Origin of the sequence: Thioclava sp. JE_KL1 (genome assembly GCF_009296265.1) — a bacterium.
Lineage (GTDB): Bacteria > Pseudomonadota > Alphaproteobacteria > Rhodobacterales > Rhodobacteraceae > Thioclava.
Map to the genome: position 1 here is coordinate 173,397 of NZ_WBJS01000002.1, position 12,569 is coordinate 185,965.

General features: G+C 64.2%; 14 protein-coding genes. 7 read left to right on the forward strand and 7 right to left on the reverse strand.

All coding sequences use genetic code 11. From position 1 onward, the window contains the following. Window positions 1-175: 175 nt before the first annotated feature. From F8R15_RS03645 to F8R15_RS03655, 3 genes are all read left to right on the forward strand, one after another. Complete coding sequence (locus tag F8R15_RS03645) at window positions 176-508, forward strand: hypothetical protein (protein ID WP_078522583.1); 333 nt, start codon at window positions 176-178, stop codon at window positions 506-508. 277 nt (window positions 509-785) lie between these two features. Further along, the gene (locus F8R15_RS03650) at window positions 786-1,337 is read left to right on the forward strand and encodes a hypothetical protein (protein ID WP_152843615.1); all 552 of its coding nucleotides are present in this window, start codon (window positions 786-788) and stop codon (window positions 1,335-1,337) included. 112 nt (window positions 1,338-1,449) lie between these two features. Continuing rightward, window positions 1,450-2,211, forward strand: a complete 762-nt coding sequence (locus F8R15_RS03655) for an ion channel (protein WP_078542387.1) — start codon at window positions 1,450-1,452, stop codon at window positions 2,209-2,211. Window positions 2,212-2,214: 3 nt separating this feature from the next. Here F8R15_RS03655 and F8R15_RS03660 read toward each other — a convergent pair whose 3' ends face one another. Next, a complete protein-coding gene (locus tag F8R15_RS03660; RefSeq protein ID WP_152843617.1) occupies window positions 2,215-2,685 on the reverse strand; it encodes a CAP domain-containing protein in 471 nt (156 codons plus the stop codon). Continuing rightward, window positions 2,682-4,067: a 30S ribosomal protein S12 methylthiotransferase RimO gene (gene rimO / locus F8R15_RS03665; RefSeq protein ID WP_152843619.1), complete on the reverse strand. Its 1,386-nt coding sequence runs from the start codon at window positions 4,065-4,067 to the stop codon at window positions 2,682-2,684. Before rimO ends, F8R15_RS03660 begins: the two co-directional genes overlap by 4 nt. 235 nt (window positions 4,068-4,302) lie before the next feature. Here rimO and F8R15_RS03670 point away from each other — a divergent pair, with 235 nt between their 5' ends. Continuing rightward, a complete protein-coding gene (locus F8R15_RS03670) occupies window positions 4,303-5,568 on the forward strand; it encodes an OmpP1/FadL family transporter (protein ID WP_152843621.1) in 1,266 nt (421 codons plus the stop codon). A gap of 71 nt (window positions 5,569-5,639) precedes the next feature. On the opposite strand, the gene F8R15_RS03675 is transcribed toward F8R15_RS03670, so the two are convergent. Further along, window positions 5,640-6,242, reverse strand: coding sequence for a GcrA family cell cycle regulator (locus F8R15_RS03675; protein ID WP_078522589.1), 603 nt, complete (start codon window positions 6,240-6,242; stop codon window positions 5,640-5,642). 220 nt (window positions 6,243-6,462) lie between these two features. On the opposite strand from F8R15_RS03675, the gene F8R15_RS03680 reads away from it, so the two are divergent. Continuing rightward, window positions 6,463-7,257, forward strand: coding sequence for an ABC transporter permease (locus F8R15_RS03680; RefSeq protein ID WP_078522590.1), 795 nt, complete (start codon window positions 6,463-6,465; stop codon window positions 7,255-7,257). 26 nt (window positions 7,258-7,283) lie between these two features. Here F8R15_RS03680 and trpA read toward each other — a convergent pair whose 3' ends face one another. After that, window positions 7,284-8,075: a tryptophan synthase subunit alpha gene (trpA, locus tag F8R15_RS03685; protein WP_078522591.1), complete on the reverse strand. Its 792-nt coding sequence runs from the start codon at window positions 8,073-8,075 to the stop codon at window positions 7,284-7,286. Window positions 8,076-8,179: 104 nt separating this feature from the next. Next, on the reverse strand, window positions 8,180-8,596 hold the full coding sequence (locus tag F8R15_RS03690; RefSeq protein ID WP_152843623.1) for a VOC family protein: 417 nt from the start codon (window positions 8,594-8,596) through the stop codon (window positions 8,180-8,182). 115 nt (window positions 8,597-8,711) lie between these two features. Between F8R15_RS03690 and ychF the strand changes: the two genes are divergently transcribed. Continuing rightward, a complete protein-coding gene (ychF, locus tag F8R15_RS03695; protein WP_152843625.1) occupies window positions 8,712-9,809 on the forward strand; it encodes a redox-regulated ATPase YchF in 1,098 nt (365 codons plus the stop codon). Between the two features lie 16 nt (window positions 9,810-9,825). On the opposite strand, the gene F8R15_RS03700 is transcribed toward ychF, so the two are convergent. After that, window positions 9,826-10,314 (reverse strand): cupin domain-containing protein, encoded by a 489-nt coding sequence (locus F8R15_RS03700; RefSeq protein WP_152843627.1) that lies wholly within the window; start codon window positions 10,312-10,314, stop codon window positions 9,826-9,828. 53 nt (window positions 10,315-10,367) lie between these two features. Next, a complete protein-coding gene (locus F8R15_RS03705) occupies window positions 10,368-11,990 on the reverse strand; it encodes an acyl-CoA dehydrogenase family protein (protein ID WP_152843629.1) in 1,623 nt (540 codons plus the stop codon). Between the two features lie 120 nt (window positions 11,991-12,110). On the opposite strand from F8R15_RS03705, the gene msrB reads away from it, so the two are divergent. Beyond that, window positions 12,111-12,551, forward strand: a complete 441-nt coding sequence (msrB, locus tag F8R15_RS03710; RefSeq protein WP_078542149.1) for a peptide-methionine (R)-S-oxide reductase MsrB — start codon at window positions 12,111-12,113, stop codon at window positions 12,549-12,551. Window positions 12,552-12,569 lie beyond the last annotated feature (18 nt).

The following is a 12,569-nucleotide window of genomic DNA, read 5'->3' on the forward strand; positions in this document are numbered from 1 at the left end:
TTTAACTGTCATTTTTCAATGTGCGCAAATGCGCAGAACTGTGTTTGAAAACGCCAGTTTCATGCGGATACGAACGGACCTAGATCAGCGTCATCGCCGAGGGCACAGACGCTTCCCCCTGTCGCTTCGCTCTCGGTGAGAAGCACAACACGCGTATTCGTATAGGAGAGTAACAATGAAAACGCTGATCACGACTTCGGTCCTCGCCCTCGCCCTGAGCACCTCGCTGGCCGCTGCCGGCGGTGACGGCTACGGCTCCATCGCACCGTCGATGTCGCAAAGCTCCTCGGCCAGCAAAGGCTCGGCTGTTGGTGAAGTGACCCCCGGCAAAGCGCAGATCGCAGCCCAGCTCGGCCTGAACCCGGCTGAATACACCACCGCTGAACTGTTCCGCATCCAGAACGCGCTGCGCAACGGTAACCGCGAAGAGGCGAAATACGTCATCAACCACACCAACCGTCAACCGGTTGACGTGGCGCCGCAGCCCGTGATGGGCCGTGACGCATAAGATCGACACAGTCTTCTGACCGAAAACGGCCCCCTCGCAGGGGCCGTTTCTATATCCGGCCTATCGTGCCGGATTCTTTCGAGAAATACGGTTTCCTTTTGTATTCCAGTCACTTCACGGAATCCGGACTGGATGAGAGTTCCCTGTGTATATGTGTTTGAGTGAACACGGGGCGGGGCCAAAACGGCCTTTTGTGCGATGATTGGGCTCATATGTCGGGGTCATCGGCGCCATAGGGTGCCGCTGGAAATCAACCTGCTGATGAAAGGATTTCATCATGACCCGCAATCTTCTGACCACCGCTATCGCAGCCCTCGCACTGACCGCTGGCTCCGCCGGGATCGCCTCGGCCGCCACGACCCAAGTCGGGGCCGACAATGGTACGGATCTGGGTGTCATCGCGCCTTCGATGACGCCGCAACCCCAAGCGTCGTCGATGGTCGTCAACGCCACCAATCAGGGCAAGACCCAGATCGCGGCGCAGCTGCAAACCTTCGCCGGTCTGAATAATGTCGATCCCACGCAATATTCGGTGGGCGAGTTGCAGAAGATGTTGCACGCGGCCCGTAACGGCGATGTCGCCAAGCTCGCCTATTACCGCAGCCATGCGGACCGGCAGCTGGGCGGCCCCGGCCTTGGTGAGACCACGCCGGGCAAGACCCAGATGGCCGAGCAGCTCGGGCTCAACCCCGATGATTACACCGTGGCCCAGCTCCAGCGCATCCAGCATGACGTGCAGCGCGGACGTTACGACGACGCCAATTACATCGTGACCCAAGGCGCCTCGTCGCAACCCGCGATGATGCTGTTCGCGCCCAGTGCGCAATGAGCTGATATGCGCTGACTCAACGAAAAGGGCGGTCCTCCGGGGCCGCCTTTTTCATGCGCTTTGACAGGGCGTTCAAAGCCTGTATCCCTGAGCGAAGACGATGGGAGAGACGATGCTCAAGACGCTGCACCATTACTACGAGGAGGATTCCCGCCGCGCCCATGCGTTTCGCTACGCGCTTCTGGCCTTCGATCTTGCCACGATCCTTTTCGTCATCGTCACCTCCTTCTTCCCCCACACGGTCACGATCGAAGTCATCGATGCGGTGATCGGCGTCGTGATCGTGGCGGATTTCCTCGCCCGCTACGCGATCTCAGGCGAGAAGGTCCGCTTCTGGACCCGCGCGGCGACATGGGCCGACATCATTGCGATCGGGTCGTTCCTCGCGCCGATCGCAGGGGAGGGGCTGGGCTTCCTGCGGATTCTGCGGACGTTGCGATTGCTGCATACCTATCAGCTCATGGCGCGGCTGCGTCATGACTTCAAGTTCTTCCGCCATCATCAGGAAATCATCATCGCCGCGATCAATCTGGGCGTCTTCCTGTTCGTGATGACGGGGCTGATCTATGCCACGCAGGTGCGGATCAATCCGCAGATTTCGAACTATGCCGACGCGCTTTATTTCACCGTGACCACGCTGACGACGACGGGGTTCGGGGACATTACGCCCAAGGGTGAATGGGGGCGGATGATCTCGGTCGCCATCATGATCTTCGGCGTCACGCTGTTCTTGCGGCTCGCGCAGGTGTTGTTCCGGCCCACGAAGGTGCGCCATGAATGCCCGACCTGCGGGCTGAGCCTGCACGATGCCGATGCGATCCACTGCAAACATTGCGGCGAGGTCATCCACATCGACACCGAAGGGCTGACCTGAGCTTCAGCAGGGCTTCGCGAGCACCATCACATACCACGGGCCCTTGCCGTCGCGCCGGGGTACGACCGCCACGCCGATCCGGGTCACGCCGCGCAGCAGGATGTTGCGGCGATGGCCGGGCGAATGCATCCAGGCGTCGAACACCTCACCCGGATCGCGCTGGCCCATCGCGACATTCTCGGCGATCAGGCAGGCGCGGAAGCCAGCCTTCGCCGCCCGCCTGAGCGGGGTCGATCCGTCCGAGCCCTTGTGATCGAAGAAGCCGCGCCGGGCCATGTCGCAGCCTTGCGTTGCTGCGGCCTGCGTCAATTGCAGATCCATCGCGAGCGCATTCAGCCCCTGGGCTTGCCGCTGTTGCGAAGTCGCCTGCGCAATCTCGCGACCTTGGGCGGCATCGATGGCGCATTCGCCAGCCTGCGCCGCGACGGGCAGCAGGCCGAGAAGCAATGCGAGCAGCGCGAGAGTGCGGATCAAACGAGCCTTCCCCAGAGATCGTATTCCGAGGCCTCGTCGACCTCGACCGTCACGATATCACCGGGGCTGAGATTCTCGAAATCCTCATCGATGAACAGGTTGCCGTCGATCTCGGGCGCGTCTGCCTTGGTGCGGCAGGTGGCACCTTCCGCATCGACCGCGTCGACGATCACCTGCTGGACGCTGCCGACCTTGGCTTGCAGCTTCGCTTCGGAAATCGCCTGCGCTTTTTCCATGAAGCGGTTCCAGCGGTTCTGCTTCACCTCGTCGGGCACGTGATCGGGCAGGGTGTTGGAGCGCGCGCCCTCGACGTTTTCATATTGGAAGCAGCCGACGCGATCGAGCTGCGCTTCGTCCATCCAGTCGAGCAGATATTGGAACTCGTCCTCTGTTTCGCCGGGATAGCCCACGATGAAGGTCGAGCGCAGCGTGATGTCCGGGCAGGCCGCGCGCCAGGCCGCGATCTCGTCGAGCGTCTTGGCCGAGGCCGCGGGCCGCGCCATCCGTTTGAGTACATCCGGGTGCGCGTGCTGGAACGGAATGTCGAGATAGGGCAGCACGCCGCCGCCGTTTTCCTGTGCCTCCGCCATCAGCGGGATCAGGTTGCGCACATGCGGGTAGGGGTAGACGTAATGCAGCCGCACCCACGCGCCGAGCGAGCCCAGATCACGGGCGAGATCGGTGATGTGCGCGCGGTGGCCCCGCTCCTCGGCATGTTTGATATCGACGCCGTAAGCGGACGTGTCTTGGCTGATCACCAGCAGTTCACGCACGCCCGCGCTGACGAGCTTCTCGGCCTCGCGCACGATCGCATGGGCCGGGCGGCTGACGAGGCGGCCGCGCATGTCGGGGATGATGCAGAACTTGCACTTGTGGTTACAGCCCTCGGAAATCTTCAGATAGCTGTAATGGCGCGGCGTCAGCTTCACGCCCGCCGCGGGCAGAAGATCGACGAAGGGATCGGGATCGGGCGGCACGGCGGCGTGGACCGCGTCCAGAACCTGCTCGTATTGATGCGGGCCGGTCACGGCGAGCACGGAGGGGTGCGTGCCGGTGATATATTCGGGCTCCGCACCCAGACAGCCCGTCACGATGACCCGGCCGTTTTCATTCAGCGCCTCGCCGATCGCCTCGAGGCTTTCCGCCTTGGCGCTGTCGAGAAACCCGCAGGTATTCACGATCACCGCATCCGCGCCCGCGTAATCGGGCGAGATCGCGTAGCCCTCGGCGCGCAGCCGCGTGAGGATGCGTTCGCTGTCGACCAACGCCTTGGGGCAGCCAAGCGAGACCATCCCGATCAGCGGCTGACCGGGGCGGGGGGCATCCGTGATGCGCGCGCGGGGCGCGAGATCGGGACGCAGGTTCGGAGGGTTTGTGCTCATGGCGCGCGATATAGCCCTTGCAGAGCGTTCCGAAAAGCCCCCCGCGTGACGGACGGCATTCCCATTGCGTGAGGGGCGGATTTCGGCCCGACACACGGCAAACGAGAAAACGCTTGCCAGATCAGGTATATTTAAAGTTGAATATTTGAAGCTGTTTTTCGAACGGCACAGCCGAGGCGCAGGGGGGAAGGGAGAGCCTGCCTGCGCGACAAACCGGCTCAGAGGGAGGAAACTAATGAAGAAGTTTGAATTACCCCGTTTTGCGGGGGCGGTTTCGCTGTGCCTGGCGTTGGGCGTTCCGGGCGTCGCAAGCGCGACCGAGGGCTACTTCGCCCTTGCCTACGGACCCGCGCAGCGCGGTGTCGGCGGGGCAGGGGTGGCCTATTCGGTCGACCCGATGTCAGCGGCGATCAACCCCGCGAATATCGCCGATATCGGCCACGCGATGACCTTCGGGCTCGAGGCGTTCTCGCCGCGGCGGGGGTTTGACGCAAACGGGGCCTTCCCCTTGCCCGATGGCGGGGCGGATTCGGGGCATGAATGGTTCGCGATCCCGAATTTCGGCTATAACCGCCCGCTGGAAGGCGGCGGCGCGTTGAACGTCATGGTTTATGGCAATGGCGGCATGAATACGAGCTATCCCGATGTCGCGAACCCGAACTGCGCGGCCGCGCCGGGCGATTCCGGGATTTTCTGCGACGGGAAGGCGGGCGTCGATCTGATGCAGATGTTCGTCTCGGTCGGCTACGGGCGCAAGGACGGGAATTTCAGCTGGGGCATCGCGCCGACCTTCGCCGCACAACGGTTCGCGGCGCGCGGCCTGAACCCTGCGTTGTTCGGGCCGATGACGACGGATGCCAGCAATTTCAGTGGCAGAGGTTACGACATCTCCACCGGGTTCGGCCTGCGCGCCGGTCTGAAATACGAGATCTCGCCGCAGGTCACGGTAGGCGTCGCGGGGCAGACCCGGTTCAAGATGTCGAAATTCGACAAATATGCCGGGCTTTTCGAGGATGGCGGCAGTTTCGACATTCCCGCCTCGATCAGCGCGGGCGTCACCTTCAAGCCGCGCAGCGATCTGGCGCTGATGCTGGACTACCAGCGGATCTTCTACAGCAATATCGCTGCGGTCGGGAATTCCAATACCAACGGACTTTTCGGAGCCAAGGGCGGCGCGGGCTTTGGCTGGGACGATGTGGATGTCGTCCGGATCGGCGCGGAGTGGCAGCAGACGCCGGATATGACGTGGCGCGCGGGCTATGCCTACGCGACGAACCCGATCGGCAAGGAGGACGTCATGCTGGGCGTGCTCGCACCCGGCGTGGTCGAGCATCATTTCAGCTTCGGCGGGGCGAAGAAGCTCAACGAGCGCGACACGTTCGATTTCGCGATCAACTATGTCGCTCCGCATAAGGTCAAAGGGCCGGGCATGTTCGGCGGCGATATCGAATTGGACATGCACCAGTTCTCGGCCTCGGTGGGTTGGACCCGGCGGTTCTGACCCTCCGACCAACCGACCAAAGAAAAAGGGCGCCTCGCGGGGCGCCCTTCGTCATTCGTATCGCGATTGCCTCAGCGGCGACGGTCGCGGCGCGAGCTCATCGGCTGGAAAGCGACGCCGACATGGGCCTCGCAATAGGGTTTTCCGGATTGGCTCGGCAGGCCGCAGAACCAGAATTCCTCGGTCGCGGGGTCGCCGATCGGCCATTTGCAGGTGCGCTCGGTCAGTTCCATCAGGCCAAGCTTCTTGGCGTGTTTCTCGACCTCACCGACCTTGGCGAGTGCAGCCGGGTCGATCTCGTTGGCGGAGGGCTGCGGCGGAAGCGGCTGACCGGCGGGGATGATCGCCTTGCGCGCAGGCGAGACCGCAGGCGTTGCAGCCTGTGCGGGCGCGGGGCTTGCCGGTTTCGCGGCGGGCTTGGGCTCGGGCGCCTCGGCTGCGGGCTGCGCGGCGGGCTTCTCGGCCTTCGCCTCGACCTTCTCGGGCTTGGCTTTCGGCTCAGGTTTCGCGGGCTCTGCTGCGCCGCCGGTGCGGTTCGACAGGCCGAGGCGATGCACCTTGCCGATCACCGCGTTGCGCGTCACACCGCCCAGCTCTTTCGCGATCTGGCTGGCCGATTGGCCCTCGGTCCACATCTTCTTGAGCAATTCGACGCGTTCATCGGTCCAGGACATGGGCATCCTTCCTTGGTTTCCTGCAAGTCCGTCTTGCAGGCCATTCCAGTTTCAATCCCTATTTTAGCGGGAGAGCGCAGAGATACAATCGCGAGGCCCGCTTTTCAAGGCCCGCGAGGACGTCCAGAGCAGTGCGCAAGCGGGAAACCAGCTGTGCGCGGGCTACGTTGAGCTGCGGGCCGCGAGCGTGTAGGGAGCGGGCAACAACGGGAGTATCAGGATGTACGAGATCGGCGTGCGCCGTTTTGGCGCGGTGAACTGGATGGGCCTGCGGATGCTGGGGTGGCGCGAGATTCGCCGCTTTCTCGCGGTCTGGCAGCAGACGGTGCTGGCGCCGCTGATCACCGCCGGTCTGTTCCTGACCGTCTTTGCGCTGGCTTTCGGGCGCAACCGCGCCGATGTTCTGGGCGTCGATTTCCTGCATTTCATCGCGCCGGGCATCCTGATGATGACGGTGATCCAGAACGCTTTTGCCAATACCTCCAGCTCGATCGTGATCGCGAAGGTGCAGGGCAATATCGTCGACACGCTGATGCCGCCGCTTGCGCCGTGGGAAATCCTCGTGGGTTATCTCACCGGCGCGGTGGCGCGGGCGCTGATCGTGGCGGTCGTGATCTGGCTCGGGCTGTTCGCCGTGCTGGGGCAGGGGATCGCGCATCCGTTCTGGGCGATCGCGGCGGTCGTGCTCGGCGCGGCCTTCCTTGGCGGTCTGGGCATTCTCGCTGCGGTCTTCGCCGACAAGTTCGACCAGATGGCGGCGATCACCAACTTCATCATCACGCCGCTGTCGTTCCTGTCGGGGACCTTCTACTCGGCCAAGGCGCTGCCGCCGGCCTTCCAGATCCTGACCCATTACAACCCGGTCTTCTACCTGATCGACATGGCCCGCTTCGGGTTCCTGGGCGTATCGGACGCCTCGCCGTGGCACGGTCTTGCCGTGATCTGCGCGGCGCTGGTCCTGGTTCTGGGGCTTGGCTGGTACTGGCTGCGCATCGGCTATCGCATGAAGCCGTGAGCCGCGCTTAAGCGGCGCGTGGCCGTTCAGGCCGAATGCGCGCCGCCTGCGAGGCCCTTCACGAAGTCCAGCACCTCCGCCACCGGCTTGCCCTCCGCGATCTCTTTCACGATGGCCGAGCCCACGACGCAGCCATCGGCCACGCCCGCGATGGTCTTCGCGGCTTCAGGCGTCGTGATGCCGAAGCCCACGATCACCGGCAGATCGGTCTTCGCCTTGATCCGGGCGACTTCCGGGCCGACCTCGGTCGCCTGCGCCGCCTGCGAGCCGGTAATCCCCGTCACCGAGACGTAATAGACGAAGCCCGAGGTGTTCTGCAGAACCTTCGGCAGACGCTTGTCATCGGTCGTCGGCGTCGCGAGGCGGATGAAGTTGATCCCGGCGGCCTGCGCGGGGATGCAGAGTTCTACATCTTCCTCGGGCGGCAGGTCGACCACGATCAGCCCGTCGATCCCGGCAGCCTTCGCATCTTCGAGGAAGCGATCGACGCCGCGCGAATAGATCGGGTTGTAATAGCCCATCAGAACGATCGGCGTGGTGTCGTCGGTCTTGCGGAATTCTGCCGCCATATCGAGCGTCTTCTGCAGCGTCTGCCCACCGTCGAGTGCGCGCTGGCCCGCCAGCTGGATCGTCGGACCGTCGGCCATCGGATCGGTGAAGGGCACGCCCAGCTCGATGATGTCGACGCCTGCCGCCGGCAGGCCCTTCATCACCTCGAGCGAGGTTTCCAGATCCGGGTCGCCCGCCATGATGTAGGAGACGAAGGCTTTCTTGCCCTCTTCCTTGAGGCTGGCGAATTTGGCGTCGATACGAGTCATGGCGTCCCTCCGGCTGGTCCCGAAGCGGTTTGCGCGAAGAGGGCGGGAAAATCAATGCCTCGCGCGCGGTGTAGTGTTGTAGTGACGTCCCAGACGGCCTGCGCCTACATCTTTGCCGGGCCGTTGATCATCCACGCCGTGCCGAAGCGGTCCCGCAGCATCCCGAACCCGTCGGCCCAGAACGTGTCGTCGAAGGGCATCATGACCTCCTCGGCCCCATCCATCAGCCGCTCGAAGATCGCCTTCGCGGCCTCCCGGCTTTTCGAGGCATGCGAGATCGAGACCGAGCTTTGCGGGCGGTCCCGTCCCTCGGGCCAGTCCGAGGCCATCAGCGCGCCATCGCGGAGTTTGATCAGCGCATGCATGATCCGCGCTTTGCCTGCCTCGCTCATGCCTTCACTGGCCTCGGGCATATCGCCATAGCGCATGAGGAAGGGCGGCTCGGTCCCGAAGAGCTCGGCATAGAAGCGCATCGCCTCATCGCAGTTTCCTCGAAAGTGAATGTAGGGTTCGAAACTCATCGCGGTCACCTCCCTGAACAAGAAGGCCAGCCTATCACGATTCCTGCCCTCGCGCGCGCTTGCACCGGGGGCGGCCAATGAATAAGAAGCGCGCAGCCACAAACAGGAGGGCGAAATGGGTTTCAAGATGGGTATCGTGGGTCTGCCGAACGTGGGCAAATCCACCCTCTTCAACGCGCTGACCAAAACGGCGGCCGCGCAGGCGGCGAATTTCCCCTTCTGCACGATCGAGCCGAATGTCGGCGAAGTTGCCGTTCCCGATGAGCGGATCGACACGCTGGCCCAGATCGCCGGCTCGAAAGAGGTCATCCCGACCCGCATGACCTTCGTCGATATCGCGGGCCTCGTGAAAGGCGCCTCGAAAGGGGAGGGCCTTGGCAACCAGTTCCTCGCCAATATCCGCGAAGTCGATGCGATCGCCCATGTGCTGCGCTGCTTTGAAGATGGCGATGTGACCCATGTGGAGGGGCGCGTCGATCCGGTGGCCGATGCCGAGACCATCGAGACCGAGCTGATGATCGCCGATCTCGAAAGCCTCGAGAAGCGTATCGCGAACCTCGCTCGCAAGGTGAAATCCGGCGACAAGGAAGCGAAAGAGGCAATGCGGCTTCTGGAGCAGGCGAAAGAGGCTCTGGAAGCCGGTCGCCCCGCGCGCACCGTCGAGGTGTCCGAGGACGACCGCAAAGCGTGGAACATGCTGCAGCTGCTGACCGCCAAGCCGGTTCTCTATGTCTGCAATGTCGAGGAAGGCTCCGCCGCGACCGGCAACTCGAAATCCGAGGCGGTCGCCAAGATGGCCGCCGAGCAGGGCGCGGGCACCGTGGTGATCTCGGCCAAGATCGAAGAGGAAATCTCGCAGCTCGACGCCGAGGAAGCGGAGATGTTCCTCGATGAGATGGGGCTGGAAGAGGCCGGTCTCGACCGCCTGATCCGCGCGGGTTACGACCTGCTGGGCCTGCAGACCTATTTCACCGTCGGCCCGAAGGAGGCCCGCGCCTGGACGATCCGCAAGGGCACGCTGGCCCCGGCGGCGGCGGGCGTCATCCACGGCGACTTCGAACGCGGCTTCATCCGCGCCGAGACGGTCTCCTACGATGACTACGTTGCCAATAAGGGCGAAGCGGGCGCCAAAGAGGCGGGCAAGTTCCGCGTCGAGGGCAAGACCTACGAGGTCAAGGACGGCGACGTGCTGCACTTCCTCTTCAACGCGTGAACCTCGGCTGGGGGCGTTACTTCTTCGCCCCCGCCTTGACCTCCGTGATCGCGTCGGCGTCCACCATCTGCCACGGCATTCCCGCATTGCGGTAGAGCCGTTTGCCCAAGTCGGGATAGTCGCCGACGTCATGGGACAGGCGCTGACCCATCACGAGCAGCCGCAACATCTCCGATCCGGTATTCTCGATCGTATGGGCCGCGCCGCGCGCGCGGTAGCCGATGAAATCGCCCGGCCCGATCGCGTGACGGTCCTCGCCGATCCGCGCGGTCGCCTTGCCGCTGAGCACGAAGATCGCCTCGTCCTCGTGGTGGTGGCGGTGAAACTCGGTGGTCTCGCAGCCGGGTTCCACCTCGATGATATGAACACCGATCCCGGTCAGCCCCGTCGCATCGCCAAGGCTCTTGTTGATCCGCCGCGCATTCGGGTTGAGGAAATGCGTCTTCGCCAGCCCTTCCATCGCCGCGATCTCATCGGCCCGGATCAGATACCGGTCTTCGCTCATCGCGCCCCTCCTTCTCCTTGATCCAAATATCCCCGCCGGAGGCTTCCGCAGTCTCAGCCAGCGATCCGATCCAGGATAGCAGAGACATCGCTGCCTGCCATCGCCCCGGTGGTCCGGCCCGCCTCGCCCGCAAGCCGCGTCGCGACGAAGGCGTCGCTCACCGCCGCAGGTGCATGTCGGATCAACAGCGATGCGGTCAGGAGCAGCGCGAGCCGTTCAGCGAACCAGCGCGCCTCGGCCTCGGGCGGCAGTGAGGGCCAGCGAGCGAAGTGATCGGCCAGCGCCGCGTCGTAGCGCGGATCGGTGCCGCGCGCTGCGTCCAGTTCCGCGTGCAGCATCTCCGCCGCTAGCGGCTCTTTCGCCAGCGTGCGAAGGATGTCGAGACAGATCACATTGCCCGAGCCCTCCCAGATGCCGTTCAGCGGGGCTTCTCGATAGAGCATCGGCATCGGCGTGTCCTCGACGTAGCCGATGCCGCCCAGCACCTCCATCGCCTCATAGGTCACGACGGGGCAGCGCTTGTTGCCGTAGTATTTCGCGAGCGCCACGCCGATCCGGGCGAAGGCACGATCTTCGGGGCGGGCGCTGTCGAAGGCCTGCGCCACCCGCATCCCCAGCGTCAGCGCGCCTTCCCAGTCAAGCGCCAGATCTGCCAGCACCGCGCGCATCAGCGGCTGGTCGATCAGGCGCCGTTGGAAGGCGGCGCGATGCGTGGCCCAGTGATGTGCCTCGGAAATTGCGGCGCGCATCAGGCCCGCAGGCGCCAGCGCCGTGTCGAGCCGGGTGTGGTGCACCATCTCGATGATCGTGGCGACGCCCCGGCCCTCCTCGCCCAGAAGATGCGCCACCGCGCCCTCATATTCGATCTCGGAGGACGCGTTGGAGCGATTGCCCAGCTTGTCCTTCAGCCGCTGTATGCGGATCGCGTTACGCTCGCCTTCCAGCCAGCGCGGTACGAGGAAGCAACTGAGCCCCTTGTCGGTCTGCGCCAGCGTCAGGAACCCGTCCGACATCGGCGCAGAGCAGAACCATTTATGCCCGGTCAGCCGCCAATGCCCGTCCGCCGGCTCGGCCCGTGTGGTGTTCGCGCGCACATCCGAGCCGCCCTGCTTCTCGGTCATCGCCATGCCGAGCGTCGCGCCCGTCTTCTCGCCCACCGGCAGAACGCGCGGATCGTAGCTGCGCGCGGTCAGTTTCGGGCGCCAGAGCGCGGCGATCTCGGGCGTGGCTTCGAGCGCGGGCACGGCGGCATAGGTCATTGTCATCGGGCAGCAACTGCCGGGTTCGATCTGGCTTGCGAGATAGACCATCGCGGCATGGGTGGCGTGGCCGCCCTTCGCGCCTTCCCACGGCAGCGCGGCATAGCCCGCACCGACCCCGGCCTCCATGAAACGGTGATAGGCGGGATGGAAGCGCACCTCGTCGAGCCGCCGCCCGCCCATGTCGAACAAGCGCAGCTCCGGCAGGTGGCGGTTCGCGTCGCGGCCCGCCTCGTGCATCTCCACGGTGCCGAGCGTCTGGCCGTAATCCGACAGCGCCTCGATCTGACCGTCCGCCCGCGCCACGGCCTCGCGCAGCGGTGCATCCGTGGCGTAGAGATCGACGTCACCGCGCGCGGGCGGCTGGTTCTCGACGCGGTGGGTTGGCAGATCGGCGCGGGGATCGGGTGTGGTCATGGTCGGCTCCTCCTGATCCGGATGGTAGGCTTGCGCCGTAGAACATGCGAGCGAAACGCGGCGGCAGGGGTTTTCTAAGCCCGCGCGCCGCCTAGATCAGGCGCGAAAGGGAGACCCATCATGAGCAACTGGCAGAAATCCGACGAGGCGATAGCGAAGCTCACCCCCGAGCAATATCGCGTCACCCAGCAAAACGGCACCGAGCGGCCCTTCACCGGGGAATATGACAACCACGCCGCCAAGGGCATCTATGTCGACGTGGTCTCGGGCGAGCCGCTTTTCGCGTCCTCGACCAAATACAATGCGGGCTGCGGCTGGCCGTCCTTCACCAAGCCGCTGATCGACGATCATGTCGTGGAGCTGACCGACACCAGCCACGGCATGACCCGCGTCGAAGTGCGCTCGAAAAACGGCGACAGCCATCTGGGCCATGTCTTCCCCGACGGGCCGCGCGATCAGGGCGGTCTGCGCTATTGCATCAATTCCGCCTCGCTGCGCTTCGTCCCTTACGAGGAGATGGAGGCTGAGGGCTACGGCGACTATATGGACCGGGTCGAGTAAACCCGACCGGGTCAGAGG

What these genes read in the sequence shown, in the direction of transcription:
- F8R15_RS03645 (WP_078522583.1), top strand. Translation starts at nt 176, where the DNA reads ATGAAAACGCTGATCACGACTTCGGTCCTCGCCCTCGCCCTGAGCACC.
- F8R15_RS03650 (WP_152843615.1), top strand. Translation starts at nt 786, where the DNA reads ATGACCCGCAATCTTCTGACCACCGCTATCGCAGCCCTCGCACTGACC.
- F8R15_RS03655 (WP_078542387.1), top strand. Translation starts at nt 1,450, where the DNA reads ATGCTCAAGACGCTGCACCATTACTACGAGGAGGATTCCCGCCGCGCC.
- rimO (WP_152843619.1), bottom strand. Translation starts at nt 4,067, where the DNA reads ATGAGCACAAACCCTCCGAACCTGCGTCCCGATCTCGCGCCCCGCGCG.
- F8R15_RS03670 (WP_152843621.1), top strand. Translation starts at nt 4,303, where the DNA reads ATGAAGAAGTTTGAATTACCCCGTTTTGCGGGGGCGGTTTCGCTGTGC.
- F8R15_RS03675 (WP_078522589.1), bottom strand. Translation starts at nt 6,242, where the DNA reads ATGTCCTGGACCGATGAACGCGTCGAATTGCTCAAGAAGATGTGGACC.
- F8R15_RS03680 (WP_078522590.1), top strand. Translation starts at nt 6,463, where the DNA reads ATGTACGAGATCGGCGTGCGCCGTTTTGGCGCGGTGAACTGGATGGGC.
- trpA (WP_078522591.1), bottom strand. Translation starts at nt 8,075, where the DNA reads ATGACTCGTATCGACGCCAAATTCGCCAGCCTCAAGGAAGAGGGCAAG.
- F8R15_RS03690 (WP_152843623.1), bottom strand. Translation starts at nt 8,596, where the DNA reads ATGAGTTTCGAACCCTACATTCACTTTCGAGGAAACTGCGATGAGGCG.
- ychF (WP_152843625.1), top strand. Translation starts at nt 8,712, where the DNA reads ATGGGTTTCAAGATGGGTATCGTGGGTCTGCCGAACGTGGGCAAATCC.
- F8R15_RS03700 (WP_152843627.1), bottom strand. Translation starts at nt 10,314, where the DNA reads ATGAGCGAAGACCGGTATCTGATCCGGGCCGATGAGATCGCGGCGATG.
- F8R15_RS03705 (WP_152843629.1), bottom strand. Translation starts at nt 11,990, where the DNA reads ATGACCACACCCGATCCCCGCGCCGATCTGCCAACCCACCGCGTCGAG.
- msrB (WP_078542149.1), top strand. Translation starts at nt 12,111, where the DNA reads ATGAGCAACTGGCAGAAATCCGACGAGGCGATAGCGAAGCTCACCCCC.